This window comes from Rikenella microfusus DSM 15922 (assembly GCF_000427365.1).
GTDB classification, from domain to species: domain Bacteria; phylum Bacteroidota; class Bacteroidia; order Bacteroidales; family Rikenellaceae; genus Rikenella; species Rikenella microfusus.
This window is the reverse complement of record NZ_KE386488.1, coordinates 1,783,663-1,808,399: the sequence shown is the minus strand read 5'-3', so window position 1 is coordinate 1,808,399 and position 24,737 is coordinate 1,783,663. Positions and strand designations below refer to the sequence as shown.

Genomic DNA, 24,737 nt, shown 5'->3' with positions numbered 1-24,737 from the left:
ACAAATGCGGCTTTATCCGACGTTCTGATTTTCACCGGCCCGGCCCCTTCCCTTTCGCCCAAACAAGTCCGCCCGGAATGCCGGGCGGCGCCGCAGGACGCGTGGAGAGGTCATTACCCGTTTGGGGGCCAAATCGTATATACGCGTCAGGTATATAACCGAAAAAGAAGAGGCATGTACCCTTGCCGGGAACATGCCTCTTCCGTTCGAACACGCGGCGCCGGCTTACACCAGAGCCAGTTTCAATACGTCGTCGAGCGTATGGACATAATGGAACGTCAGCCCCTTCACGTATTCCGCCTTGATATCTTCGATGTCCTTGCGGTTTTCGGCGCTCAGGATAATATCGGTGATTCCTGCCCGTTTGGCAGCCAGGATTTTCTCCTTCACGCCGCCCACCGGCAGCACCTTGCCCCGCAGGGTGGTTTCGCCGGTCATCGCATAGCGGGCCTGCACCTTCCGTCCGGTGAACACCGAAGCCAACGCCGTCACCATCGTAATCCCCGCCGACGGGCCGTCTTTCGGGATAGCCCCCTCCGGGACGTGGATATGGATGTCGTTCTCTTCGAATTTCTTCTGGTCGATACCCAGTTGTTCGGCATGCGCCTTGACCCATCCCAGCGCAATCGAAGCCGACTCTTTCATCACGTCGCCCAGGTTGCCGGTAATAATCAGGTTGCCCTTGCCCTTGTTGAGCGACGACTCGATGTAGAGGATATCGCCTCCGACCTCGGTCCACGCCAGGCCCGTCACCACGCCGATGTGCTGGTTGCCCTCGTACATGTCGTTCAGGTAGCGCGGCACGCCGAGGATCTTTTCGACCGCCGCCGGAGTGATTTCGGCTTCGTAATCCTCTTCCATCCCGATCTCTTTGGCACGGTGGCGGACGATCTTGGCGATCAGTTTGTCCAGCGTGCGCACCCCCGATTCGCGGGTGTATTCCGAGATGATTTTTTCGATCGACTTTTTGCCCAGCTTGAGCTTGTCGGCCGGAACGCCGTGCGCCTCCAACTGCTTGGGCAACAGGTGGCGTTTCACGATTTCGACCTTCTCCTCCAGCAGGTACCCGCTCACGTTTATCATCTCCATGCGGTCGCGCAGCGCCGGGGAGATGTTGCCCACGTTATTGGCCGTGGCGATGAACAGCACCTTCGAAAGGTCGTATTCCGTGTCGAGGTAGTTGTCGTGGAACGTGCTGTTCTGCTCCGGGTCGAGCACTTCGAGCAGGGCCGACGCCGGATCGCCGTGGTTCGACTGCCCTACCTTGTCGATCTCATCCAGAATGATGACCGGGTTGGACGACCCGGCGCGGCGGATCGTCTGTATGATCCGGCCCGGCATGGCGCCGATATAGGTGCGCCGGTGGCCCCGGATCTCCGCCTCGTCGTGCATCCCGCCCAGCGAGATACGCCCGAATTTGCGTTTGAGCGAAGCAGCCACCGATTTGCCCAGGGAGGTTTTGCCGACTCCCGGAGGGCCGTAAAGGCACAGGATCGGCGACTTAAGGTCGCCTTTCAGCTTCAGTACGGCCAAGTGTTCCAGAATACGTTCTTTCACGTCGTCCAGTCCGAAGTGGTCTTTGTCGAGATGCTTCTTGGCCCGTTTCAGGTCGAGGTTGTCTTTGGTCACCTCGTCCCACGGCAGTTCGAGCATCAGCTGGAGGTAGTTCATCTGTACCGAATATTCGGCCACCGCCGGATTCATCCGGTCGAGTTTCCCCAGCTCTTTATGGAACAGCTCCCCGACCTCTTTGCTCCACTTTTTGGTCTCGGCCTTTTCGCGCAGCTCGTCCAGTTCCCGTTCCGACGGATTGCCGCCCAACTCGTCCTGAATCGTCCGCATCTGCTGTTGCAGGAAATACTCCCGCTGCTGCTGGTCGATGTCCTCTTTGACCTTGCTCTGTATCTCGTTTTTCAATTCGATCAGTTGCAGTTCGCGTACCAGTATTTCCAGCAGTTTGCGGGCGCGGGCGATGAGGCCCGGCGCTTCCAGCAGGGCCTGGCGGTCGGTGTCCGGCAGGTCGATGTTGGAGCTGATGAAGTTGATGATGCCGCGGCGGCTGTCTATGTTTTTGATCGCGAAAGTCGCCTCCTGCGGTATGTTCGACGAGAGACCGATGATCTTGAGGGCGATCTCCTTGACCGATTCGATCAGGGCGTCCAGCTCGATGTTCGACTTCTCCGGCGTAAGGTCTTTCAGCGGCCGCACGCTGGCCTTGAAGAACGGGTCGGAGCTGACGAATTCGCGTATCTCGAACTTTTCGACCCCGTGCAGGATCACCGTCAGGTTGCCGTTCGGCATCTCCAGCACTTTGAGTATCCGCGCCGCCGTCCCGACCGAATAGAGGTCTTCCGGCCCCGGGTTCTCCACTTCGGCTTCTTTCTGGAGCAACGCGCCGAGCATGCCCCCGTTCTGGTCCACGTCCCGGACCAGCTTCATCGACTTTTCGCGCCCCACCGTGATGGGGGTGATGGCGCCCGGAAAGAGCACCGAACTGCGCAGGGTCAGAATGGGCAGCACGTCGGGCAGCGACGCCCCGTGGGGAGTATCGTCGTCGTCCGGCGAAATGATGGGTATGACCTGGCTTTTCCCGTCCAGCATATCTGATATGCCGGAGAGCCGGTCGAACAGTTTATTTTCTTTCTTGTCGCTCATATTCTCTCCTTGCTTCTGTGTGTTTCCGGATGTGCGGAGCAAGGCACAAACCGCAAAAGTACTAAAAAAACGGGGAACGGGTAACTGTTATTACCCTTTCTCCGTGTTTTGCGCGGTTAATAGGAAACAGTTTTGTAATTTTGCGTTCCATAAACTTTTGCAAAAAGTGTGCAAAAGGACGATTCGTTTAAAAACCGGACAAAATGACAGAGATACCTGCCAAATACGACCCTGCCGAAAAGGAGGACAAATGGTACCAGTACTGGCTGGACAACGGATTTTTCCATTCGGAGCCGGACGGCCGCGAACCCTATACGATCGTGATTCCGCCGCCCAACGTGACGGGGGTTCTGCACATGGGGCACATGCTGAACAACACCATCCAGGACGTGCTGGTGCGCCGGGCGCGGATGCAGGGCAAAAACGCCTGCTGGGTGCCGGGCACCGACCACGCGTCGATCGCCACCGAGGCGAAAGTAGTGCAAAAACTGGCCGCCGAAGGTATCAAAAAGTCCGACCTCACGCGCGAAGAGTTCCTCCGACACGCCTGGGAGTGGAAGGAAAAACACGGCGGGATCATCCTCGAACAGCTCAAGAAGCTGGGCGCTTCGTGCGACTGGGCGCGGACGAAGTTCACGATGGACCAGCGGCTGAGCGACGCGGTGATCCACGTTTTCGTGGACCTGTACAACAAGGGTAAGATTTACCGCGGCGTGCGGATGGTGAACTGGGATCCGGCGGCCCTGACCGCCATCTCGGACGAAGAGGTGATCTACAAAGAGGAGCACGGCAAACTCTATTACCTGCGCTACATGGTCGAAAATCCGGCCGAAGGCGAACCGGCATACGCGGTGGTGGCGACCACGCGTCCCGAAACGATCATGGGCGACACGGCGATGTGCATCAATCCGGACGACCCCAAAAACACGTGGCTCAAAGGCAAACGGGTGATCGTGCCGCTGGTGGGGCGGTCGATCCCGGTAATCGAAGACAGCTACGTGGACATCGAGTTCGGCACCGGCTGCCTGAAAGTCACCCCGGCGCACGACGTGAACGACTACATGCTGGGGCAGAAACACAACCTGCCGAGCATCGACATCTTCAATGACAACGGGACGCTCAGCCAGGCGGCCGGCCTCTACGTCGGCATGGACCGTTTCGAGGTGCGCCGCCGGATCGAAACCGACCTTCGGGAGGCCGGGCTGATGGAAAAGGTCGAGGACTATACCAACAAGGTGGGAACTTCGGAACGCAGCGGGGCGGTGATCGAACCGAAACTCTCGATGCAGTGGTTCCTGAAGATGGACGAGATGGCCAAACCCGCTCTCGAAGCGGTGATGGAAGACGTTATCCGCCTGGTGCCCGCCAAATTCAAGAACACCTACCGTTACTGGATGGAGAACGTGAAGGACTGGTGCGTGAGCCGCCAGCTCTGGTGGGGACAGCAGATACCGGCCTACTATATCCCGCAGTCTCTGGGCGGGGGGTATGTCGTGGCCGAAACCATCGCGGAGGCAGTGGAACTGGCCCGTGCCAAAACCGGCCATGACGGTCTGACGGAAGCGGACCTGACGCGCGACCCGGACGTGCTGGACACCTGGTTCAGCTCGTGGCTGTGGCCGATGTCGGTATTCGACGGGGTGCTCGACCCCGACAACGCGGAAATCAACTACTACTACCCGACCAACGACCTGGTGACGGCTCCGGAAATCCTCTTTTTCTGGGTCGCGCGCATGATTATGGCGGGTTACGAATACCGGGGCGAGCGGCCGTTCGGCAACGTTTACCTGACCGGGATCGTGCGCGACAAGCTGCGCCGCAAGATGTCCAAATCGCTGGGCAACTCGCCCGACCCGCTGGATCTGATCGCCAAATACGGGGCGGACAGCGTACGCGTGGCGATGATGCTCTGCTCGTCGGCCGGGAACGACATTATCTGGGACGAATCGCTGATCGAACAGGGACGCAATTTCGGCAACAAGATATGGAACTCGTTCCGCCTCATCAAGATGTGGGAGGTGAGCGGAGAGGCCGCGCAGCCGGAATCTGCCAAAATGGCGGTCGAATGGTTCGGGGCGAAACTGGCGGCGACGGTCGCGGAGATCGACGACCATTTCGCGTCGTTCCGCATCTCGGACGCGCTGATGACGCTTTACCGCCTGTTCTGGGAGGATTTTTCGGGTTGGTACCTCGAAATGGTGAAACCGGCTTACGGCCAGCCGCTGGACGCCGCCACGTACGGGGCTACGATCGCCTATTTCGAGCGGTTGTTGCAGCAGCTGCACCCATATATGCCGTTCATCACGGAAGAGATATGGCATTATGTGGCCGAGCGCGGGCCGAAAGATTCGATCATGGTGAGCCGCTACGCGCCGGTGACTGCCGGTAAGCGGGAAACGACGATGGTCGAACGGTTCGAGTGGGTGAAAGAGGTGGTCGGCGGTATCCGCAATGTGCGCAAGACCAAGAATATCGCCCAGAAGGAACCGCTGGAACTGCTTTATGCGGCGGACGAGAATTATCCGGCCGAGTACGAATCGGTCATCGTCAAGATGGGCAACCTGTCGGCGGCCACGCCGCTGGCGGCGGGAGCGCAGAAACCTTCCGGCGCGGCGTCGTTCATCGTAAAAACGACCGAATATTTCATCCCGCTGGGATCGATGATCGACGCGGATGCGGAAAGGGAACGGATCGCGAAAGAGCTGAACTACACCCGCGGTTTCCTGGCCAGCGTGATGAAAAAACTCTCGAACGAACGTTTCGTACAGAACGCGCCTGCCCAGGTGATCGCCAACGAACGGGCCAAACAGGCCGATGCGGAGGCGAAAATCCGGGCGCTGGAAGAGCAACTGGCCGCGCTGGAGTAAAATCGGGAGAGCCGGGCCGTATCACACAGGCATACCGTTCCGCCGGTTTGCCCGACGAAAGATTACAAGAGCCGTTTAATCCTTTGGCTGCTTCCCACGCGGCCTACTGTCCGTTTAACGTACCGTATCCCTTGCGAATACCGCGTAGGAGTATGCGGGGCCATGTCGTCAGACACGAAACAAAAAATCTTCCGGGCGAATTTGAATTCGCCCGGGAGATTTTTTGTACCCGATTATACTACTTGAATATACCTATCGTTTTTACCGGTATTTCTTCGACTCGCGCCTCCCCGACGGCTTCAGCCGTCCGACGCGGATAATGGGAAATTACAGCCGAACAGGGGATATACCAAATATAAATCAGGTTTTTGTAAAGTAAGTATCTCTACGACCTTACCCTATCTTATATGCACACCTGATTTTCAACGCATTTCGGCCCACACCCTTTGGGCGGAGAAGATTCCCGGCCTGAACGGTCCCAACGGGGCTTTCGCCATGTTTCATTCAGACGGCGCCGCAGGGCCGTTCGGGGAGATCCTTACACCGCCTTGTGTAAAGTAGTACATAGCCTCCTTTTATCAACACGTCCAAGAAACTCAAGACAACATCCTACCGAATGGTTCCATTTACAACGAATACATCGCCCTGCATCCCGAACGGGCGTTTGCAATACCTAAAAGATGCCCATGTAAGCATGATTGATTCCCGGATTTTACTGTTTCATTTCAATGGGCGAGCCTACGGCTCGCCCATTGAAATGAAACAGTGCGAAATCCATACGACCGTTTATCGGACAGTAACCTCCACAGCAGCCGGATAGAGGCGTTCCGGATCGAAAAACGCAGCGCAGCTATTGATCAGGTTAGCCGTATTCAGTTCGACCATTCCGTTGAACGCCTCGCGGCCGTTCACCCGGACCGTTACCGGTTGAGTCAGATCTACCAGCTCGTCATTCAGATAGACCACCACTTTGCCTTTGGTCGCCGGCGTATGAGTCTTGTTATACGTCTTCGCCAGATTCCATTCGCTGGTGCGTTCGGCCACTTCGGAAGTCATTGTCGTGACTTGCAGGTCCACCGTATTGCCGTCGATCGTCATTTCATAGCACGAGCGTGCCGAGCCGTCGTCCGATCGCTCCTTGACATACAGGTTATAGAACCCGTCGCGGTAGCGGCCGTCCATCGGGAAATTTTCCCAATAGACATATTTGGGGTACGGGTTACGCGTATAGTTTTTCATCCACGGCGTGGTCGGGTTGTAATCGATCGAAGTATGCGTAGCGCCCGGCACTACCTGAATGTCGTGTTCGTAATATCCGGGGTGCAATCCCTGTAAACGGTCGAATTCGTTTTTGGCCGCTTCGGTCAGCTCGTTCCGGCAGAAACCTTTATCGTTCGATCCCGTACGGAACGAAAACGCGATGTTGGCGCAGTTTTCCGCCGGGGCGTTTTCCATCGGCTCTCCGCCGGCGATCGGTCCCGCCGCGGCCAGATAGTCCGCATAGAACGAAGCGAGCCGTTGGCTGCCGTAAGCCCCCTCCGAAATGCCGAAGAAATAGACCCGGTTCGGGTCGATCTCGCCCGACAGGAAAGCCTGCCGCAGCAGTTTCTCCCACGCCTGCTGTTTGGCCGTCTGCCACCAGCGGTAATAGTTCCCCTCGTTCGGGATCTGCGGAATGAAATAGGCCGACGGAGCATCGTCGAACCGGGAACAGATGGTATAACCGGTGTTCCATTCGTTGGCTTTCGACCCCGAACCGTGGAGGTACAGGAATAACGGCCATCCCGCTTCGGGCTTCGCCGCGCCTTTCGTACCGTAATAATACGGCATCACGGCGTTCGGTTCGTATGCGGTGAGGTCGAAACTTCCGCTTTGGGTCTTTTCGAGCGGTTTGAGCACGGCCAGTTTATCTTCCGATAAAGCGCGGTTAGCCGCTTTCCACGAGTCCCAGACCACTTCCCGTTTTTCCGCCACTTCGTCGGCGGCAAGGACAGCGTCCGTACCGTATGCGGTTCTGTCCCCGCCCAGATATGACGTAAAATATTCGACATAAGTCCCGTCGGCCTTTCCGTCGTCCGGCGGAGGAGTGGGGTTGTCGGCTTTGCAACTGAAGATAAGTGCCGGTAACAGACCGATCAGAAAAAGTTGTTTTTTCATAAGGGTTAGTAGTTTTGTCGTCGTAAAGATATAATTGTTTCCCTATCCCTGAAAGCGGGGAATCGCAGAAAAACAGTTCGACGCCTGTTATACGATTTACACGACAGAAAATAACGGTTCCGGGAAACCTTATTCGGTCCGGCGCCGGACGGCTTTCCGGCTTCGGGAGACGGCGCGAGCCGACAATACAGGCTGCGTAAACGGAATATAATGCCGACCGTTGTCCGCCGGGATGCCGTTCGGCTCCCGTCGCCGGGCGTACGAAAAAGGGCGAAGGTTGATCGTAACCTTCGCCCTTTCGGTTTTATATCCGGAGCCGGGAATTACCGGAGCGCGTCGATCGCCGCGCACAGGCGACCGAAGATTTCGTCGATCGTGCCGACCCCGTCCACGGAACGGAACTTGCCCGCTTTTTTGTAGTAATCCGCTACCACCGCGGTCTGTTTCTTATAGACTTCGATACGGTTCCTGATCGTGTCGATGCTTTGGTCGTCGGCGCGGCCGCTGGTTTTGCCGCGCGTCAGGATCCGCTCGGTCACCACCTCGTCCGGCACTTCCAGGGCCAGCATGACCGTTACTTTCGTCCCCGCTTCGTCCAGCATCCTGTCGAATGCCTCGGCCTGCGGCAACGTGCGCGGGAAACCGTCGAAAATAACCCCCGGCGCCGACTTGTGCTCTTCGATATATTTGGCGATGATGCCCAGCACCAGTTCGTCCGAGGCCAGCTTCCCGCCTTCCATCTGTTCGGCGGCCAACTTGCCCAGTTCGGTGCCCCGGCCGATTTCGCCGCGGATCACTTCGCCGGTCGAGAGGTGGAGGATGCCGTATTTTTCCTGGAGTTTCTCGGCCTGGGTACCCTTGCCGGCCCCCGGAGGGCCGAATAACACAATGTTCAGCATGTTATGTAAAAAACTTTAAACTTGACTTCCGAAAGGTTCCCGCCGGCTTGCGGAACACGGGCCGCAAATCGAAGTCGTAAAGTTATTTTTTTAATCTTAAATTTGCAAAAAACCATGACAGACCCGAAGAAAATGAGCCGTACCGAAATATCTTCGCTGGGCAAAGCCGCTTTCGTGGAGCGGCTGACCCGGCCTTTCACGACCAACAGCAACACCCATATCCGCCAGGGGATCGGAGACGATGCCGCCGTGATCGACCGCGGCGGCTGGCTCGAAGTCGTCGGCGAGGCGACGATGCTCGAAGGCATCGATTTCGACCTGACCTATACGCCGCTGGAACACCTCGGTTACAAGCTGGTCGTGGCCGCCGTTTCCAACATCTGCGCCATGAATGCGCGGGCCGAATATCTGACCGTCAGCATCGGTCTTTCGGCACGTTTTTCCGTGGAGGACGCCACGGCGCTGTACGACGGTATCCGGCGGGCTACGGACGAATACCGGCTCGACCTGGTGGGGGGCAATACATCGGCGTCGCTGACGGGCCTGAACCTGATGGCGACGGCGATCGGACAGACTACGGAACAGGAGCTGACCCTGCGCAGCGGAGCGAAGAACCGGGAACTGCTCTGCGTCACGGGCAATCTGGGGGCGGCCTACATGGGGCTGCAACTGTTGGAACGCGAAAAACGGGTGCTCAAAGACAACTATGTCAGCCGACCGGAAATCAGTAAGGACAATGCCTATATCCTTCAGCGACAGCTGAAACCGGAAGCGCGGGTGGATATTCTCCGGCAACTGCGCGAGGCGGGGATCCGCCCGACGGCGATGATCGACGTGACGCGGGGGCTGGCGTCGGCGGCCCTGTACATTTGCCGGCGTTCGGACGTCGGGGTACGCATCTATCTGAACCGCATTCCGATCGCTTCGGACACGTTCCGGATGGCGGAGGAGATGCATATCGACCCGGTGGTGGCGGCCCTGAACGGAGGGGACGACTTCGAATTGCTGTTCACGGCGCCGCTGGAGGCGCATCAGGAGTTGCTGGCGATGCCGGGCGTGGATGTGATCGGACACATCGTACCGGCTGAGGAGGGGGCGGCGCTGGTGACGCCGGACGGAGGCGAAATCCGCATCCAGGCTCCGGACTGGACGGCGCGGGTCGATGCGGAGGAATCAGAACCGAAGTAACCGGAAACTTCGGCCGCTTTGCCGTTTTTCCTGCCTGACAGGCGGCCGCCGGAAAGCAGGAGCTGCGGAAGAACTCCGGACCCGACTGTAAGGCATATCGCAAACAACGATCCGATAAATGAAATAACTAAGTACGGTTAAATTAGATTCCCGCGTCAGCAGTCGGACCGCAGCCTCCCGCAATGGAGGCCCGGTGCCGCTCGGCACTCCGGGCTGCAACTATCCCAAACCGCGACCGCTCCCGGGCGTCCGACCGTAAAAATAATTGTACGTTTTTAACATTGCGATTCATCAGAATCGCCGGCTTATGCGCCCAAGCCGCTTTGCGGCTTCGGGGGTGGGTGCAAAGCCGAACGGGAACGTATTTTAACCGAGCCATTAAATATCCCCGGCCTTTTCCACCTGTTCATTTATTAGGTAAAGGCTGCCGACCCGGGAATGTGCGATTTTCCGATCCGACGTGAATCGGGAACGGGGAATCGCATTCCCGGCGACTTCTTTGCTTTCTTTCTTGGTCGCGCAACCGACGCAGCAGCCGAGCGCCATCGAACTTGTTCGTATGGCCGAGGCGCCAAGAGGAACCGAGCAGCGTACCGAGGCCAAAGGCCGTTTACGGACTATGGCGAGGAAGCGCGAGGAAGCCGCCGGCAAACCGTAGGTAAAAAAGTAAGTGCCCCGCCGGCATGAGGCGTCCGGCACAGCCTGTGCCCCCGCGGCACGAGCGGGCGAAGAAAAACAAACGCCCGTCGGCGACAGACATGCGATTAAACCTACTTTTAATTTGCAGATTCAAGCCCGGAGCCAGCGAGGGCCAAACGAGCTTTGCGAGTTGCAGCCCTGCGCCGGGGGTGGCTCCGGGCTGACATCGGGAGAACTTTACATAAAACCGTACCGTTAAAATATAAGTTTCCGCGTCAGCAGTCGGGCCACAGCCTCCCGCAGCGGAGGCCCGGTGCCGCTCGGCACTCCGGGCTGCAACTACCTTAAACCGCGACCGCTCCCGGCATCCGGACTATAAAGAACCGTAAATTTGTTTACTCAAAAACCGCGGCCTGCGGGGAATGGAGAGGGGTAATTACAGGCCGGCTGGAGCACCCAGCGACACCGGGCCATACGGTTAAAATTCGTTTGCCGACAGGCGTTCTTATCCTTCTTCGGTCGCCCATACCAGGCGAGGCATCCGCCTGACTTTTTATGCGACACGAAGAGAACAAAAATCGCCGTGCCCTTAGGGTGTCTTGACCACCGTCATGACCCGATGCGTCTTGCGAATCCGTAAAAATGTACGGGAGCGCGGCGCAGGTCGAAAATATGGAAAACCAAATCTGCCGATAAACGGGACAAAGCCGGATATAGTTACCTTGCGGCAAAAGATGCGACGTTCCACAGAAAAACCATAAAACCCAGACTCAAACCATGAAAAAAACTCTGTTCTGTACTGCGTTCGCCGTCCTGGCGGCGTCCGCGGCCGCCGGAGCCACTCCGGCGACAAAGACCAAAGTGCAGCCCCGCATGAACTACTTTACCGAGCGCGACAGCGTCGCATCGGTCATCATCACCGGTTCCGAAGCACCGGGACGGGCCGTACTCGAAGGCAGCGACGCCCCGCTCGAACTCACCCGCAGCGGCAGGCTCACCTACACGCTGCCCCTCGCCACCCTGCGACAGGGGGACAATACCCTGAACGTCCGCGTCGGCGACAGCACCTACGCCGTGCGCCTCACCCGCCTGCCCTATAAGGACAACGGCGTACAGATCGACTACCTGACGGGCATGCTCCGTACCGGCGGCCTGCCTTTCGTGCCGAGCGGCTTCTACTGCTATTCGCCCGTGCAGCCGACTCTGCAGGAAGAAGAAGCCGTCAAAGGCATGAACCTCATTTCCCCCTACCAGAACATCGGCCGGCAGCCCCGCAAAGAACGGCTCGTCTACCTCGACCGGGCCGCACAGCTGGGCATGAAGGTGAACTATAACCTGCTGAGCATCGCGGGCGGCGGGGGCGGAGCGAAAGCCGCCTCGACCGACAAGGCCAAAAAAATGCAGCTGCTGCGCGACGAAATCCGTGCGCTGAAAGACCATCCGGCGATCCTGTCGTGGTACGTGGCCGACGAGCCGGAAGGACAAGGAATCTCGGCCGAAACGCTGGAAGAGATCTACGATGTCATCCGCGCCGAAGACCCGTACCATCCCATCAGCCTGGTGATTATGTCGGCCGGCCCGGGCCGCCACTATGCCAACTCGTGCGACGTGATTATGGCCGACACCTACCCGGTGCCGAACTCGCCCGCATCGGACGTGATCGGCACGATCCGGGGTTTGCAGGACGAACTGCGGTACGAAAAATCCATCTGGTACGTGCCGCAGACCTTCGGCGGGGCCGAATTCTGGCAGCGCGAGCCGACTCCGGCCGAGATCCGCATGATGACCTGGGGCGCGGCGCTCGAAGGGGCACGCGGGTTCCAGGCCTTTACCCGCCACGGACTGAACGGTTTTCCGAAAAACCAGTTCATGTGGGAGACCTATACCAAGGCCTGCCGCGAGATTCAGGAACTGACCCCGTTTTTCGACCGGGGCACGGAATCGAAGCCCCGCCTTGTATCGGATGCAGACCTGGTCGCCCGCGCCTATTCGCTCGGTTCGCAGACGGCGGTGGTACTCCTGAACCCGAATCCGGCCGCGGCATCCTATAAAGCGGCGCTGCCCGAACCGTTCAACGGCACGGCCTACGACTTGTCGGACAACAGTACGAAAGAGGTGGTGAACGGCACGATCGACGGTACGTTGCCGCCGTTCGGAGTACAAATACTGAAACTGTTCGGCGACAAGGCGGAAGAACAAGCCTACGCCGGCAACCATCGTCCGGTCAGCGCAAGCAACATCCTGCTCGACCCCAGTTTCGAATGGCAGTACAGCGTATCGGGGAACGTGCCGGCGGCGGTTTACGGACGTGCCGGAACCGATCGGGGCGCGACCTATTTCATCGACTCGCGGACGGCTTATCACGGCGGCCATTCGTTGAGATTAGTGACCCCGGCCGAAGGAAAAGGGGCGGCGGTGAGCTTTTATCCGTTGCCGTTGCAATTGGGCAAAAGTTACATCATGACCGTGTGGGCCAAAGCCTCCGAGGCGTCGCTGAAACAGCTCAAAAAGGGCGGCAAAATGCTGTTCCGGCTCAATCTGGGCAACATCAGGTCGGAAGAGTTCGAACTGACCGACCGGTGGACGAAATACGAGCTGAGCGCGACTTATGCGGAAGCGGCGAGCGAAGCGCGTTACCTGAATTCGTCGCTGGAGCTGCTGACGCCGGGCACGGCCTGGTTCGACCTGGTGGAAGTGGTGCCGGATATGGATTTCTCGGTCGCTCCCGATGCACAGGAACCGAGAGCATTCCGGGTGACGATGAACAACCATATTCCGGACGGGGCGATCCGCTACACGCTGGACGGCAGCGAACCTTCCGAAAACTCCGCCCTCTATACCGCCCCGGTGAAGATCGACGACGTACGGACGGTGAAAGCCCGCGTTTTCGGGCCGGACGGCCGCAGTTACGGCGTGACCGAACAACAGGTGGCGGCGCACAAGGCGCTGGGCGCGGAGGTCGCGTATCTGAAACCTTACACGAAATATACGGGCGGCGGAGACGGGGCGCTGACGGACGGACGGGTCGCGGCGCTGCGTTTCACCGATCCGGCCTGGCAGGGATTTATCGGAAACGATCTGGAAGCGGTAATCGACCTTGGGGAGCCGACGAAAGTGGAAAAAATCACTTCGCAGTACCTCCATTCCAAAAGCGACTGGATCGTGCCGCCGGTTTCGGTCGAATATCTGGTATCGCCGGACGGGACGGCTTTCGAGTCGCTGGGAGTGATCGAGCTGGGCGAGGCGAAAGACGAACCGACGCACAAGGTGCCCGTCGTAAAGGACGGGATCGGACGGACGGCGCGTTACATCAAAGTGATCGCCCGCGGACACGGCAAGATGCCGTCGTGGCACAGCCACGACGACGCGTGGTTGTTCTGCGACGAGGTGATCGTGGAATAGAACGCCCGCCGGTATTTGTCCGAACCGGCAACCGTCTCTCTCCCCCGGCGGAAATTCCGGTACAGCCCGGAAATGAAAGATGTATTGGATTTATAGGCAGCAATTTCTCTCCACAGAGATTCCGGACTTAAGTATTCCAATAACCGCGACCCGATTAGATACATCGATATACAGACAATTTCCATCGGCCCGCGTCGGACCCTTCGGATCTTTCGCCTGAGTCCGCCATACTCGATTCAGACGACGCCGCAGAACCGACTGCGGAAAATTACCGCCTGAGAGGGTTGGTATATCGAAGCATATAATCAGGAACCCGCAGCAGGGACAACGGTATTTTCTACCGGTACACACAGGAACGGGACAGAGAGCGGCTCGGAATGGCCCCGGCGACCGAAGCACGTGGGAAGAGACCGCAGACAAATCGGGAGTCGGAAGCGGTTGTTTTCCCGACCCGGATACGGATAACCGAACGGCCGATAACGCAAAGCGGGGGCGCAGGCAAATGCCTGCGCCCCCGCTTTGCGCAATAACGGATATTCCGTCACACGGGAGAACGGCGGACTACATCATGCCGCCCATGCCCCCCATGCCGCCCGGCATGGCCGGAGCCGGATTTTCTTCCTTGATATCGGCCAGCACGCATTCCGTAGTCAGGAACATCGAAGCCACCGAAGCCGCATTTTCCAGCGCCACGCGGGCCACTTTCGTCGGGTCGATGATACCGGCCTTGAACATATCCTCGTATTCGTCCGTACGGGCATTGTAACCGTAAGCGCCTTTGCCTTCCTTCACCTTGTTCACCACCACCGAGCCTTCGCCGCCGGCGTTGGCCACGATCTGGCGCAGCGGTTCTTCGATCGCGCGTTTCACGATGTGGATACCCGTCGTTTCGTCTTCGTTTTCGCCTTTCAGCTTTTCGAGCGCTTTCGTGGCACGGATGTACGCCACGCCGCCGCCGGGGATGATCCCTTCGGCCACCGCTGCACGCGTAGCGGCCAGCGCGTCGTCCACGCGGTCTTTCTTCTCCTTCATCTCCACTTCGGTCGCGGCGCCTACGTACAGGACGGCCACCCCGCCGGCCAGTTTGGCCAGACGCTCCTGGAGTTTTTCCTTATCGTAATCCGACGTCGAAGCCTCGATCTGTTTGCGGATCTGGGCCACACGATCCTTGATCGCGTCTTTTTTGCCCGCGCCGTTCACGATGGTCGTATTTTCTTTCGTCAGCGTCACTTTTTCGGCGGAACCCAGCATATCGATCGTAGCAGCATCCAGTTTCAGACCGGTCTCTTCGCTGATGACCGTACCGCCCGTCAGGATGGCGATGTCCTGAAGCATCTCTTTACGACGGTCGCCGAAACCCGGCGCTTTCACCGCGGCGATTTTCAGCGTACCCCGCAGTTTGTTCAGCACCAACGACGAAAGCGCCTCGCCGTCCACATCCTCGGCGATCACGAGCAAAGCGCGGCCGCTCTGCGCCACCGGTTCCAGCACCGGCAACAGCTCTTTCATGGTCGATACCTTCTTGTCGGTGATCAGGATGTACGGTTTTTCGAGATCGGCCTCCATTTTTTCGGTATCGGTGATGAAATACGGCGAGATGTACCCGCGATCGAACTGCATCCCTTCCACGACGTCCACATGGGTGTCGGTACCTTTGGCCTCTTCGACGGTAATCACACCCTCTTTCTTCACTTTGCTCATCGCTTCGGCGATCAGTTTGCCGATGGTCGAATCGTTGTTGGCCGAAATGGTACCTACCTGTTCGATCTTGCTGATGTCGTCGCCCACTTTCTGGCTCTGTTTCTGCAAGTCGGCCACCACGGCTTCGACCGCTTTGTCGATCCCGCGTTTGAGGTCCATCGGGTTGGCTCCGGCGGTCACGTTCTTGATACCGGTGGTGATGATGGCCTGTGCCAGCACCGTAGCGGTCGTAGTACCGTCGCCGGCGTCGTCGTTGGTTTTGGAGGCGACCTCTTTCACGAGCTGGGCGCCCATGTTGGCCACGTTGTCTTCCAGTTCCACCTCTTTAGCTACGCTGACCCCGTCCTTAGTCACCTGCGGGGCGCCGAATTTTTTATCGATCAGCACGTTGCGACCTTTCGGGCCGAGCGTTACCTTCACTGCGTTGGCCAGCGCGTCCACTCCTGCTTTGAGCTGTTCGCGGGCATCGGTATCGAATATGATCTGTTTTGCCATTGTATTCAGTTTTTTAAGAGTCTTTCGGTGAATAACGAAACGGTTAGATAATCGCCAGAATGTCGTTCTGTTTCATAATCAGGTAATCCTTGCCATCGACGGTGACTTCCGTCCCCGCATATTTGCCGTAAAGTACCTGATCGCCTTTCTTGACCTCCATCTTGACTTCGTCGGTCCCCGGCCCTACGGCCACGACCGTACCTGCCAGCGGTTTTTCTTTGGCAGTGTCGGGAATGAACAGGCCCGATGCGGTTTTCTCTTCGGCCGGTTTCGGCTCGATCAGCACGCGATCTGCTAACGGTTTGATTTTCATAGCTCGTAATGTTTTTTATGTTTTTTAGTTATTTTTGAACCGATTGGCGGTTATTGGAAATATCATATTCTGTGCCAAACCCCGGAAGCGCTCTTTTTATGCCAAAATGACAGCCCGCGGGCTGTCATTTTGAATGTTCGGGTGACACGAACTTTACAGGGCGCTGTCCGCCCCCCCTTACCGACACGTCCGCCGCCGGTCAATATTTACGCCGGCTATGGTCGCGCCTGGGAACGAAATCCCGCCGCCCGCCGCCGCGACGGTCATAACCGTCCGCCGGGTTCCGGCGGTAGTTCCTCCCGCGGTCCTGCACCCCGTTCGGATTGCGGTCGCTTTTCTTCTCCGCCTCTTTGGCCAGTTTGACCAGCGGCCGGTCGTCGTTGGCCAGTTCGCGCAGCGAGTTGAGTTTCTTCATGGCCGCCTCGGCATCCCGGAAGGGGATCGTGGCGAACGAGAAATCCTCCATGCATTTCACATCGTCGATTTTCTGCTGCGGGATGCCGCATTCGCGCGAGAGTAATTCCACGATCGTTTTCGGCCGGTAGCCGTCGGCCTTGCCCAGACCGATGAAAAGCCGCGCCGTGCCGCGACGGTCCACGTCGATGCGCCGGATTTCCGGATAACTGCTCTCGTCCAGCTCGTTCTTGAACGCCAGCCGCATCAGGGCCGCCAGGGCCACCTCCGGATCGAGTTCGGCCAGCAGTTCGCGGGCGATTCCGTCGTAATCGGTATAGGATTCCTCTTCGACGATCTCCGCCAGGTCGTCCTTGATCTTGAGCTTTTTCATCTCCACGATGTCATGGCCCGTGGGCAGCGTCTCCTTGCGGATATCGGCCTTGACCTGCCGCTGCATGGCGACGAACTGGCGATGTTCGGACGGCGAGATGAACGTGATGGCCGTCCCTTCGTTGCCGGCCCGCCCGGTACGCCCGATGCGGTGGACATACGATTCCGGATCCTGAGGCAGCGAATAGTTGATGACATGCGTCAGGTTCGATACGTCGATACCGCGTGCAGCGACATCCGTGGCCACGAGGATGTTCGCCTGCTTTTTCTTGAACTTGCGGAGTATCTTCTCGCGCTGGGCCTGCGACACGTCGCCGTGCAGCCCTTCAGCGGCGTAGCCCCGTTCGAGCAGGTTGTTCACCAGCTGATCCACCGCCACTTTCGTTCGGCAGAAGATAATGCCGTAAAAGTCGTTCTCGACGTCGATGATGCGGGTCAGCGCGTCGAATTTGTCGCTTTCGCGCACTTCGAAATAGATCTGGTCGGTCAGGTCGGTCGTCACCTGTTTATTTTCGACCTTGAGAACCTCCACGTCGTGCATGTATTTTTTCGACAGCCCGGCTATCCGGTCGGGCATCGTCGCCGAGAAGAGGAAAATCCGACGTTCCTCGGGCGCATAGCCCAGAATCTCGTCCACGTCGTCGATAAAGCCCATGTTGAGCATTTCGTCGGCTTCGTCGAGCACCAGCCACTTCAGGCCCGACAGATCGAGCGTGCCGCGCCGCAGATGGTCGAGGATACGTCCCGGCGTCCCCACCACGACGTCCACGCCGGCTTTCAGGCGCCGAAGTTGTTCGTTCATGGCGGCTCCGCCGTAAATCGGGGTGACGCGCAGATCTCCCTTGCGGAACGACTGTATCTCGTCGTTCACCTGAATGGCCAGCTCGCGGGTAGGCGCCAGTATCAGGGCCTGCACGGTCTTTTTCTCGGGCACGAGCAATTCCACGATGGGAAGGCCGAACGCGGCGGTCTTTCCCGTTCCGGTCTGTGCCTGCGCGATAATGTCGTTCCGGTTTTCGAGCATCACCGGAATGGTGAGCCGCTGGATGGGCGACGGGGTTTCGAACCCCTTGGCCGCCAATGCTTCGAGCGTACGGTCGGAAAGGCCGAGCTCTTTGAATTCTTCTGAAATCATAGGTATGTCTATTTTCGTGCTGTCGTATCGCCCGGCGCCTGTCTCCCGACGCGCCCGGCCCTTTCCCTATCCGGGTCTCGTCCGAATGGCAAACGGTGAAACCATTCCGACTTTTCCAGCCATCGAAAATCCGAACAGTCCCAAAAACTGCGCAAAGGTACGCCAATTATCCGGATAATGGGGCGCGTGTACGACGAAGCGGACAAATTTATCCGGCGGCATAGAAAAATCCAGACAGGTTTTGCGGGCAATTTGGTATTTTTTGACGCAAGAATTTGCCTTTTTAAGCTATTCTTTCTTATCTTTATGCTGTGAAAGAGCAAGATTGATTCCGAATTTATTAACATTTAAAAAATGAGATTATGAACCGTAGGTCCAAAATGTTGTTATCGACCGGCGCAGCGCTGGCGGTAACGGGCGGAGCGATCGTTAATTTTCTGGCTGCCCGGCAAGCTCCCCTGACCCCGCAGGAAGAGCTGACTTTGGCCAATATCGAAGCATTGGCAATCGACTTGGAAGGGTTGGATATAGATTATGATGTAACTTTGGAAGATGGTACGCAAGGGAGCTGTTGGGGAGTAGGGAATTGCTTTGAGGATCATGGCGTTACTTTTCCCGGCGAATGGATTCCGCGCGTTTAAGGATTGACCGATGTATAAAACAGGTTCATTGCTTGCCATAATCGCGTTTATGTGCAGCGTAAGTTGCGGTCGGCAACAGGATAAAAACGGGGCGGAGTTCGATGAGTTGTTTCCGATCTCTGCAACTGCTTCTGTTCATCGTTTGGGTTCTCTTTCGGGAGAACCCAAAAGTATGGATTATGTAACTGCATGGGACGGAAAGATCGTGCTCGGGTCGAAACGTAATGATCCGGTGCTGAACATTTACGATATCGCGTCCCTGCAATTGGTCGATTCGTCGCTTAGGCGCGGACACGGACCGACGGACATTTCCTATTTGGGTAATTTTTGCGCTGATTCGCAAACGCTTTTCATCTATGACATGAATGTCGGCAAGCAGTTGCGGATTCCGACAGGAGCAACTATCAACAGACCAACCGTACATACCATGCCGGGCAGGGATCCGGCAGTCCGGTTCATGAACATAGTGCCTTTGTGGGGCAACCGATTTGTCGCGGACGGGAGGCTCGATCACGACGATTCGCAATTTTGCCTGCTGGATTCTTCAGGACGGATAACGTCCTATCTGGATACTTATCCGCAAAACGAAGCGAATAAAGATTTTCCGTCATACGACAAAGCGTTCGGTTTCCAAGGACAAATCTTCCCGACTTACGACGGGAAACGATTCGTGTACGCTTCGCGCAGCGGTTTAGTGCTCAAATTTTTCGGTATGGGACCGACCGGCGAGTTCGAAAAAGTGAACGAGTTCTCGGTACAGATTCCGAACTTTACGCCGCAGTCCAACCCGGCGCAGGGTTTCTACACCGTCGCCGGAGATGCGGACAACTTGCGCGGTGTGGCAAGTATGACAGCCGATCGTCAGTTTTATTATTTTTTGTTTTCCGGAAAAACATTGCGTGAAGATATGTACGCCGGCCCGGTCGATCAGTTGCTGGTATTTACCCATTCCGGCGAACCAGTGGCTCGTATCCGTCTGGACAGGGCTGTAAACCGGATTGTTTACGATGCCTCGACCGCTAAATTGTACGCCTTGACAATGGACGAGACGGCGAACCTGTTGTCCGAAGTTTCGCTTCCGGTTCTTTCCCTCCCGAATTAGAATAGATACTATGAACCGATTTTTACAAACCCTGTGCGCTGCTATAGGCCTTACGGTCTCGGGGCAGCTGGTCTGTTCGGGGCAGACCCGGCAGCCGGAATATCCGTACGGCTTGTTGCAACATATTTTGCGCGATGGCACGTCGTTGACGATGACTTATTATCCGATAGAACAATTCCAGTATTATGTCGATCAGGTACTGATTTACAAAAAGAAACCGGATATAAAAACAGGTAAGACGACGAATAAAGTAAGAATCACGCTGGTATCGGCAGAGCAAACCGACCGATTACTGGAAGCCGTACAAAAAGACAGGCACCACATTATCTTTTTTTCGCCGGACGATTCCGCAACTTGTACAGTTTATCAACTGGATCCGAAACACTTCAGCGCCCGTAAGTTCAAAATAAGTTCGATCGAAATTCCGGAACATCGACGTTAGATGTGTCCGTTCCTCCGTCAGGTCTCCCGACGCGCCCGGCCCTTTCCCTATCCGGGTCTCGTCCGAATGGCAAACGGTGAAACCATTCCGACTTTTCCAGCCATCGAAAATCCGAACAGTCCCAAAAACTGCGCAAAGGTACGCCAATTATCCGGATAATGGGGCGCGTGTGCGACGAAGCGGACAAATTTATCCGGCGGCATAGAAAAATCCAGACAGGTTTTGCGGGCAATTTGATATTTTTTGACGTAAGAATTTGCCTTTTAAGCTATTCTTTCTTATCTTTATGCTGTGAAAGAGCAAGATTGATTCCGAATTTATTAACATTTAAAAAATGAAATTATGAACCGTAGGTCCAAAATATTGTTATCGACCGGCGCAGCGCTGGTGGTAACGGGCGGAGCGATCGTTAATTTTCTGGCTGCCCGGCAAATTCCCCTGACCCCGCAGGAAGAGCTGACTTTGGCCAATCTGAATGCGATGGCGTTCGATATCGATGAAGATTTGGATCTCGATGGGAGTCAGCCCGGTGAGAATAAGTATTCTTATGGAGCCGATAAAAGTTCAACGTGTATAATTATGGTTGGGACACAGCCGGTTCAAGGTTACAAGCCGATGTGTTTCAGCGGGTGGGAATATCCGGTCTGTGCCGACTGCGTGGCCAAATAACCCCTGATTTTTAGAAAGACTGCCTGCCGGGTTTTGCGGGCAGTCTTCTTTTTACTTCAATCCGAATCTTATGGAAAATTCGATATTCAAAAAAGAATTCGTCTATATCGCCATTTTAGGCGGTTGGTTATGGGGGTGCGGTTCCGGCAACGATAGGGCTGCGTTTTCGGAGCAGGGCGGAAAAGAGATTATTTTGGAAAACATCTCTACGGTACCGCTTCGCGAACGGATCGATTCCGTGTGGTGCGTACCGCTCGAAACGACCGACAGTTCGCTGGTTTCATCCGTCGCTTCGTTACAGATCATGGACGATCGATTTTACATGCTCGATGGAACATACGCTTCGATTTTGATATTCGACAAACAGGGGCGCTATATCAATGGCATCTACGGTCAGGGGAAAGGACCGAAAGAGTATATCCGCATCTGCGACATGCAGTTGGACCGGTTGAACCGGCAGATTGTGGTGAGCGACCAATTTTCAAAAAAGCTGCTGATCTATGATCGGGACGGTCGGTGGGTAAAGACCGTTCCGTTCAGGGACTGTTGGGCTCCCGTGGTGCCGTTTATGCAGGACAGGTATGTCCAAATCAACGACGGACGCGAAATGTACCTGCCTGAAGACATGCAGAAATGGAATCTGACTTTATTCGACGATCGGGGAGAACCGCTTGCAAACTGGTTGCCTGATCAAACGCCGAACAGAATAGATTTTGTGACGCACAGGAATGTGTGTACATTCGATAACGGCGAATTTTGCTATGCACCCTTGTTTTCTTCGACGATTTACCGGATAGGGCTGGATAGCATTGTTCCGGCATATCGACTGATCAACCGGTTGGAGGGGATCAAATCTCTGTCAGAAAACGATCTGCAACGAATCGAATATATATTGGAAGATAAACAATGCTCTTATGTCGATTACCAACGACAACCTTATTTTCTTCCGGGGGCGATTCTGAATAGTCCGCAGATGTTATGTGTTTTTGTCGACGTACAGGATAGTCCGTATTATATTTTTTACGATAAGGAACTCGATTGCGCCGAGATTTTTGATTGTAATCGCAGCCCGCTGCCGGATTTAAAACACATAACGGTCGATCAGGCTTTAGACAACCTGCTCTGCGCCTATCCGTTATGCATCGATGGCCGGACATTCTACGTTGAGTTGAACCACGTCCATAAAATCCTGATGGGAGATAAGGATCCAGGGCCGAAGTTCGCCCCTGTCTATGATGCGTTGGGCGAAAATGACAATCCCATACTGGTAGCATATACGCTGAAACGACCGGACTGCAATGAGTAAATGGGGGAAATACAGGAATACGGTCCTTATCGTTTTCATATCAGGACTGTTCATGGGGTGCGGTGGCTCTCCGACGCCGCAAGACGCTCCGATTGCTGCGGTACAAGGTATAACGATCGATATCCCTTCGATGTTGGATACGTTGGTACCCGTGCATACCGTACCGATACCCGAAGATACCCCCTGTTTCAGGTTAGTCTCTTATTTCGATGCCGCAGGATGCACTTCGTGCAAGTTGAAAGAGTTGTATATTTGGCGGCGTTTGCTGGCATCGGACTCCATCTCGTCATGCCTGTTCGTGTTCAATACTTCCCGCATGGAATATCCGGCCCAAACGTTATCGACATACCGGTTCGATTATCCGATGTATTTGGATTCATCGGAGATGTTCGCACGCCGTTATCCGCAGCTCACCCGAAGACCGGAATTCCATACGTTCCTTCTGGATAGGAACAACCGGGTCGTGTTGGTCGGGTCTCCGATCGGAAATCCGAAGATGCGGGAACTTTACAAAGCGACGATCGCCCGATTGAGGGTTTATGGAGGGGTGTTGCCCGCTTCGCAAAGATAGAAAGGTTTTCTGCCGCTCTTGGGGCATTTCTTTCCCGTTTTCAGCGCTTTCACCAATGGTGTGGACGGATTCGGACAGAACGGCCGGGTCGTTCGATATTTTCTTGTAAAAATTTGATCTTTTCAGTTGTATCTTTTATCTTTATCTCAACTCATGGGATCGACACTGATTACGGTTTTAATCATTAAAAGATTAAAATTATGAACCGTAGGTCCAAAATGTTGTTATCGACCGGCGCAGCGCTGGCGGTAACGGGCGGAGCGATCGTTAATTTTCTGGCTGCCCGGCAAGTGCCCCTGACCCCGCAGGAAGAGCTGACTTTGGCCAATATCGAAGCACTGGCTGTCGGCCCGGATGAGTTGCCCGGCGGTAATTGCAATAATTTCAACGGATACCGGCGGATCAAACCGGGCAATGAACGTATCTATGACTGTTGCTACGTGATGCATACCGGACATGGTAAAGAAGATTGCAAACGCTGGTAATCCTGCGGGCGGTTGGAGGCTATGGAGGGCTGTCCGCTCGCTGATATGGAGTATGTCTGTCGGCGGGGCCGTTATCGCATTGGCTTGTGCATGCGGCTCTGCCGATCGGCATGAAACGCATCTCGAAAAAAGATTCGCTATCGAGCAAGCACCCGATACGGACTCTGTGCCGTTGCCTTATCTGGTACATCCGTTCCGGTGGTATATCCGGGACGACAAGATGCAGATCGAAGATCTGAACGGAGAGTACTTCGGCCATATATTTTCATTGCCCGAATTGAAACCCGTATGCCGGTTCGGTCGGCAGGGGCACGGTCCCGGCGAATATATGAATCCCGGTCTGGCCTGTATGCAATGCGGTACGGATGCCGCGTTGTTCGAAGCCATTCCCAACCGGTTGGATATCTACCGCTTGGGCCCGACCGATTCGATGGAGCTGGTCGAAACCCGGCAGTTTCCCGAATGGATGAAAGAACGGGCGATTCCCAAAGCCTATTCGCGCCTTTGGCAGGTGAAAGATTCGCTGTACATCGGTATCGCTTTCCCGCCGCGCTTCCCGGAAATCGACCTGTTGAATATGAGCGTCCCGGAAGTCGAAGCAACGTTGGACTTTCCCTTGCAGGGATCCGAAGAGGCAGGATCGTACCCCTATCTTTTCTCGGCTTCGTATAGTAATGGCAAGTTGGCCCTTGCCTACCGATATATCGACCGTATCGAAGTGTACGATGTTTTGCCGGAGGGTTTCCGATTGGATTACGTGATCGGCGACGGCCAGCCGCAAGAGGAATTGTCCATACGGGGACGCGACGACGAAATGATCTGCCATTATACGGCTGTAGAGTGCGACGGGGAGCGGATTCTGGCTTTATATCAGGGATGCACGGATGCCCGCATGTCAGGGGACGGGGTAAAGTCCGCCGTGGAGATCTACCGCGCTTCGACAGGCGAGGGCGAGGTATTATGGAATATGGGGAGACGAATCGACGACATGTCGTGGGACGCCGGACATGAGACCCTTTACGGGTATAGCGCATTGAGCGATTCAGCCCTGCTTTATGTATTCCGGAGTCGAAATCCGCAGGAGACAAAATAGCGGTTAGGTGGACCGACTAACGGGGTTACGGAATTTTCCGGCGTGCGGTTCCTGTACTACACGCCGTTTTTTGCACCAGATTTGGCGCAACTACCTTACGGAAAGTATACCAGGACATACCCGCAGTTTTAACCGGGTATTTCGGTTCGCACCGGAATCATTCGGGGCGTTTGCCCGGATTTGCATCTTTT

Annotated in this window: 17 protein-coding genes; 11 read left to right on the top strand and 6 right to left on the bottom strand. The window is 56.0% G+C overall.

Features of this window, described 5'->3' with window-relative positions; translation table 11 throughout:
• Positions 1 to 225: 225 nt before the first annotated feature.
• Positions 226 to 2,655: an endopeptidase La gene (gene lon, locus RIKMI_RS0108555; RefSeq protein WP_027291276.1), complete on the bottom strand. Its 2,430-nt coding sequence runs from the start codon at positions 2,653 to 2,655 to the stop codon at positions 226 to 228.
• Positions 2,656 to 2,858: 203 nt separating this feature from the next.
• Here lon and RIKMI_RS0108550 point away from each other — a divergent pair, with 203 nt between their 5' ends.
• Positions 2,859 to 5,522: a valine--tRNA ligase gene (locus tag RIKMI_RS0108550; protein ID WP_027291275.1), complete on the top strand. Its 2,664-nt coding sequence runs from the start codon at positions 2,859 to 2,861 to the stop codon at positions 5,520 to 5,522.
• Between the two features lie 786 nt (positions 5,523 to 6,308).
• Here the strand turns inward: RIKMI_RS0108550 and RIKMI_RS0108545 are convergent.
• Positions 6,309 to 7,679, bottom strand: a complete 1,371-nt coding sequence (locus RIKMI_RS0108545) for a carboxylesterase family protein (RefSeq protein ID WP_027291274.1) — start codon at positions 7,677 to 7,679, stop codon at positions 6,309 to 6,311.
• Between the two features lie 323 nt (positions 7,680 to 8,002).
• Positions 8,003 to 8,578, bottom strand: a complete 576-nt coding sequence (locus RIKMI_RS0108535) for an adenylate kinase (RefSeq protein WP_027291272.1) — start codon at positions 8,576 to 8,578, stop codon at positions 8,003 to 8,005.
• A 114-nt stretch (positions 8,579 to 8,692) separates the two neighbouring features.
• Between RIKMI_RS0108535 and thiL the strand changes: the two genes are divergently transcribed.
• Both thiL and RIKMI_RS0108520 read left to right on the top strand, forming a co-directional pair.
• On the top strand, positions 8,693 to 9,766 hold the full coding sequence (thiL, locus tag RIKMI_RS0108530; protein WP_037291747.1) for a thiamine-phosphate kinase: 1,074 nt from the start codon (positions 8,693 to 8,695) through the stop codon (positions 9,764 to 9,766).
• 1,416 nt (positions 9,767 to 11,182) lie between these two features.
• Positions 11,183 to 13,807, top strand: a complete 2,625-nt coding sequence (locus RIKMI_RS0108520; RefSeq protein WP_027291270.1) for an FN3 associated domain-containing protein — start codon at positions 11,183 to 11,185, stop codon at positions 13,805 to 13,807.
• 561 nt (positions 13,808 to 14,368) lie between these two features.
• Here the strand turns inward: RIKMI_RS0108520 and groL are convergent.
• The 3 genes from groL to RIKMI_RS13535 form a co-directional block, all read right to left on the bottom strand.
• On the bottom strand, positions 14,369 to 16,003 hold the full coding sequence (gene groL / locus RIKMI_RS0108515) for a chaperonin GroEL (RefSeq protein WP_027291269.1): 1,635 nt from the start codon (positions 16,001 to 16,003) through the stop codon (positions 14,369 to 14,371).
• 43 nt (positions 16,004 to 16,046) lie between these two features.
• A complete protein-coding gene (locus RIKMI_RS0108510; RefSeq protein WP_027291268.1) occupies positions 16,047 to 16,316 on the bottom strand; it encodes a co-chaperone GroES in 270 nt (89 codons plus the stop codon).
• A 199-nt stretch (positions 16,317 to 16,515) separates the two neighbouring features.
• On the bottom strand, positions 16,516 to 18,237 hold the full coding sequence (locus tag RIKMI_RS13535) for a DEAD/DEAH box helicase (RefSeq protein WP_084135238.1): 1,722 nt from the start codon (positions 18,235 to 18,237) through the stop codon (positions 16,516 to 16,518).
• A gap of 362 nt (positions 18,238 to 18,599) precedes the next feature.
• On the opposite strand from RIKMI_RS13535, the gene RIKMI_RS0108495 reads away from it, so the two are divergent.
• From RIKMI_RS0108495 to RIKMI_RS0108460, 8 genes are all read left to right on the top strand, one after another.
• Positions 18,600 to 18,878 carry a S24/S26 family peptidase gene (locus RIKMI_RS0108495; protein ID WP_027291267.1) on the top strand — a complete coding sequence of 93 codons (279 nt, stop codon included), beginning with the start codon at positions 18,600 to 18,602 and terminating at the stop codon, positions 18,876 to 18,878.
• 10 nt (positions 18,879 to 18,888) lie between these two features.
• Positions 18,889 to 19,980, top strand: coding sequence for a BF3164 family lipoprotein (locus RIKMI_RS0108490; protein WP_084135237.1), 1,092 nt, complete (start codon positions 18,889 to 18,891; stop codon positions 19,978 to 19,980).
• Between the two features lie 10 nt (positions 19,981 to 19,990).
• A complete protein-coding gene (locus RIKMI_RS0108485) occupies positions 19,991 to 20,422 on the top strand; it encodes a hypothetical protein (protein WP_027291265.1) in 432 nt (143 codons plus the stop codon).
• Between the two features lie 342 nt (positions 20,423 to 20,764).
• A complete protein-coding gene (locus tag RIKMI_RS0108480) occupies positions 20,765 to 21,091 on the top strand; it encodes a hypothetical protein (RefSeq protein WP_027291264.1) in 327 nt (108 codons plus the stop codon).
• Between the two features lie 70 nt (positions 21,092 to 21,161).
• Positions 21,162 to 22,397 carry a 6-bladed beta-propeller gene (locus RIKMI_RS0108475; RefSeq protein WP_027291263.1) on the top strand — a complete coding sequence of 412 codons (1,236 nt, stop codon included), beginning with the start codon at positions 21,162 to 21,164 and terminating at the stop codon, positions 22,395 to 22,397.
• A gap of 130 nt (positions 22,398 to 22,527) precedes the next feature.
• Entirely contained in the window at positions 22,528 to 22,968 is a 441-nt protein-coding gene (locus RIKMI_RS13530; RefSeq protein ID WP_027291262.1) for a hypothetical protein, read from the top strand.
• 200 nt (positions 22,969 to 23,168) lie between these two features.
• Positions 23,169 to 23,453, top strand: coding sequence for a S24/S26 family peptidase (locus RIKMI_RS0108465; protein WP_147288492.1), 285 nt, complete (start codon positions 23,169 to 23,171; stop codon positions 23,451 to 23,453).
• Positions 23,425 to 24,546, top strand: a complete 1,122-nt coding sequence (locus RIKMI_RS0108460) for a BF3164 family lipoprotein (RefSeq protein ID WP_084135236.1) — start codon at positions 23,425 to 23,427, stop codon at positions 24,544 to 24,546. Before RIKMI_RS0108465 ends, RIKMI_RS0108460 begins: the two co-directional genes overlap by 29 nt.
• The last annotated feature ends 191 nt before the right edge of the window (positions 24,547 to 24,737 follow it).

Coding starts and splice junctions, on each gene's coding strand:
- RIKMI_RS0108490 (WP_084135237.1), top strand. CDS start 18,889: ATGTATAAAACAGGTTCATTGCTTGCCATAATCGCGTTTATGTGCAGC.
- groL (WP_027291269.1), bottom strand. CDS start 16,003: ATGGCAAAACAGATCATATTCGATACCGATGCCCGCGAACAGCTCAAA.
- RIKMI_RS0108460 (WP_084135236.1), top strand. CDS start 23,425: ATGGTAAAGAAGATTGCAAACGCTGGTAATCCTGCGGGCGGTTGGAGG.
- RIKMI_RS13535 (WP_084135238.1), bottom strand. CDS start 18,237: ATGATTTCAGAAGAATTCAAAGAGCTCGGCCTTTCCGACCGTACGCTC.
- RIKMI_RS0108485 (WP_027291265.1), top strand. CDS start 19,991: ATGAACCGATTTTTACAAACCCTGTGCGCTGCTATAGGCCTTACGGTC.
- RIKMI_RS0108475 (WP_027291263.1), top strand. CDS start 21,162: ATGGAAAATTCGATATTCAAAAAAGAATTCGTCTATATCGCCATTTTA.
- RIKMI_RS0108465 (WP_147288492.1), top strand. CDS start 23,169: ATGAACCGTAGGTCCAAAATGTTGTTATCGACCGGCGCAGCGCTGGCG.
- RIKMI_RS0108480 (WP_027291264.1), top strand. CDS start 20,765: ATGAACCGTAGGTCCAAAATATTGTTATCGACCGGCGCAGCGCTGGTG.
- RIKMI_RS0108545 (WP_027291274.1), bottom strand. CDS start 7,679: ATGAAAAAACAACTTTTTCTGATCGGTCTGTTACCGGCACTTATCTTC.
- RIKMI_RS0108550 (WP_027291275.1), top strand. CDS start 2,859: ATGACAGAGATACCTGCCAAATACGACCCTGCCGAAAAGGAGGACAAA.
- lon (WP_027291276.1), bottom strand. CDS start 2,655: ATGAGCGACAAGAAAGAAAATAAACTGTTCGACCGGCTCTCCGGCATA.
- RIKMI_RS0108510 (WP_027291268.1), bottom strand. CDS start 16,316: ATGAAAATCAAACCGTTAGCAGATCGCGTGCTGATCGAGCCGAAACCG.
- RIKMI_RS0108535 (WP_027291272.1), bottom strand. CDS start 8,578: ATGCTGAACATTGTGTTATTCGGCCCTCCGGGGGCCGGCAAGGGTACC.
- RIKMI_RS0108520 (WP_027291270.1), top strand. CDS start 11,183: ATGAAAAAAACTCTGTTCTGTACTGCGTTCGCCGTCCTGGCGGCGTCC.
- thiL (WP_037291747.1), top strand. CDS start 8,693: ATGACAGACCCGAAGAAAATGAGCCGTACCGAAATATCTTCGCTGGGC.
- RIKMI_RS0108495 (WP_027291267.1), top strand. CDS start 18,600: ATGAACCGTAGGTCCAAAATGTTGTTATCGACCGGCGCAGCGCTGGCG.
- RIKMI_RS13530 (WP_027291262.1), top strand. CDS start 22,528: ATGTTGGATACGTTGGTACCCGTGCATACCGTACCGATACCCGAAGAT.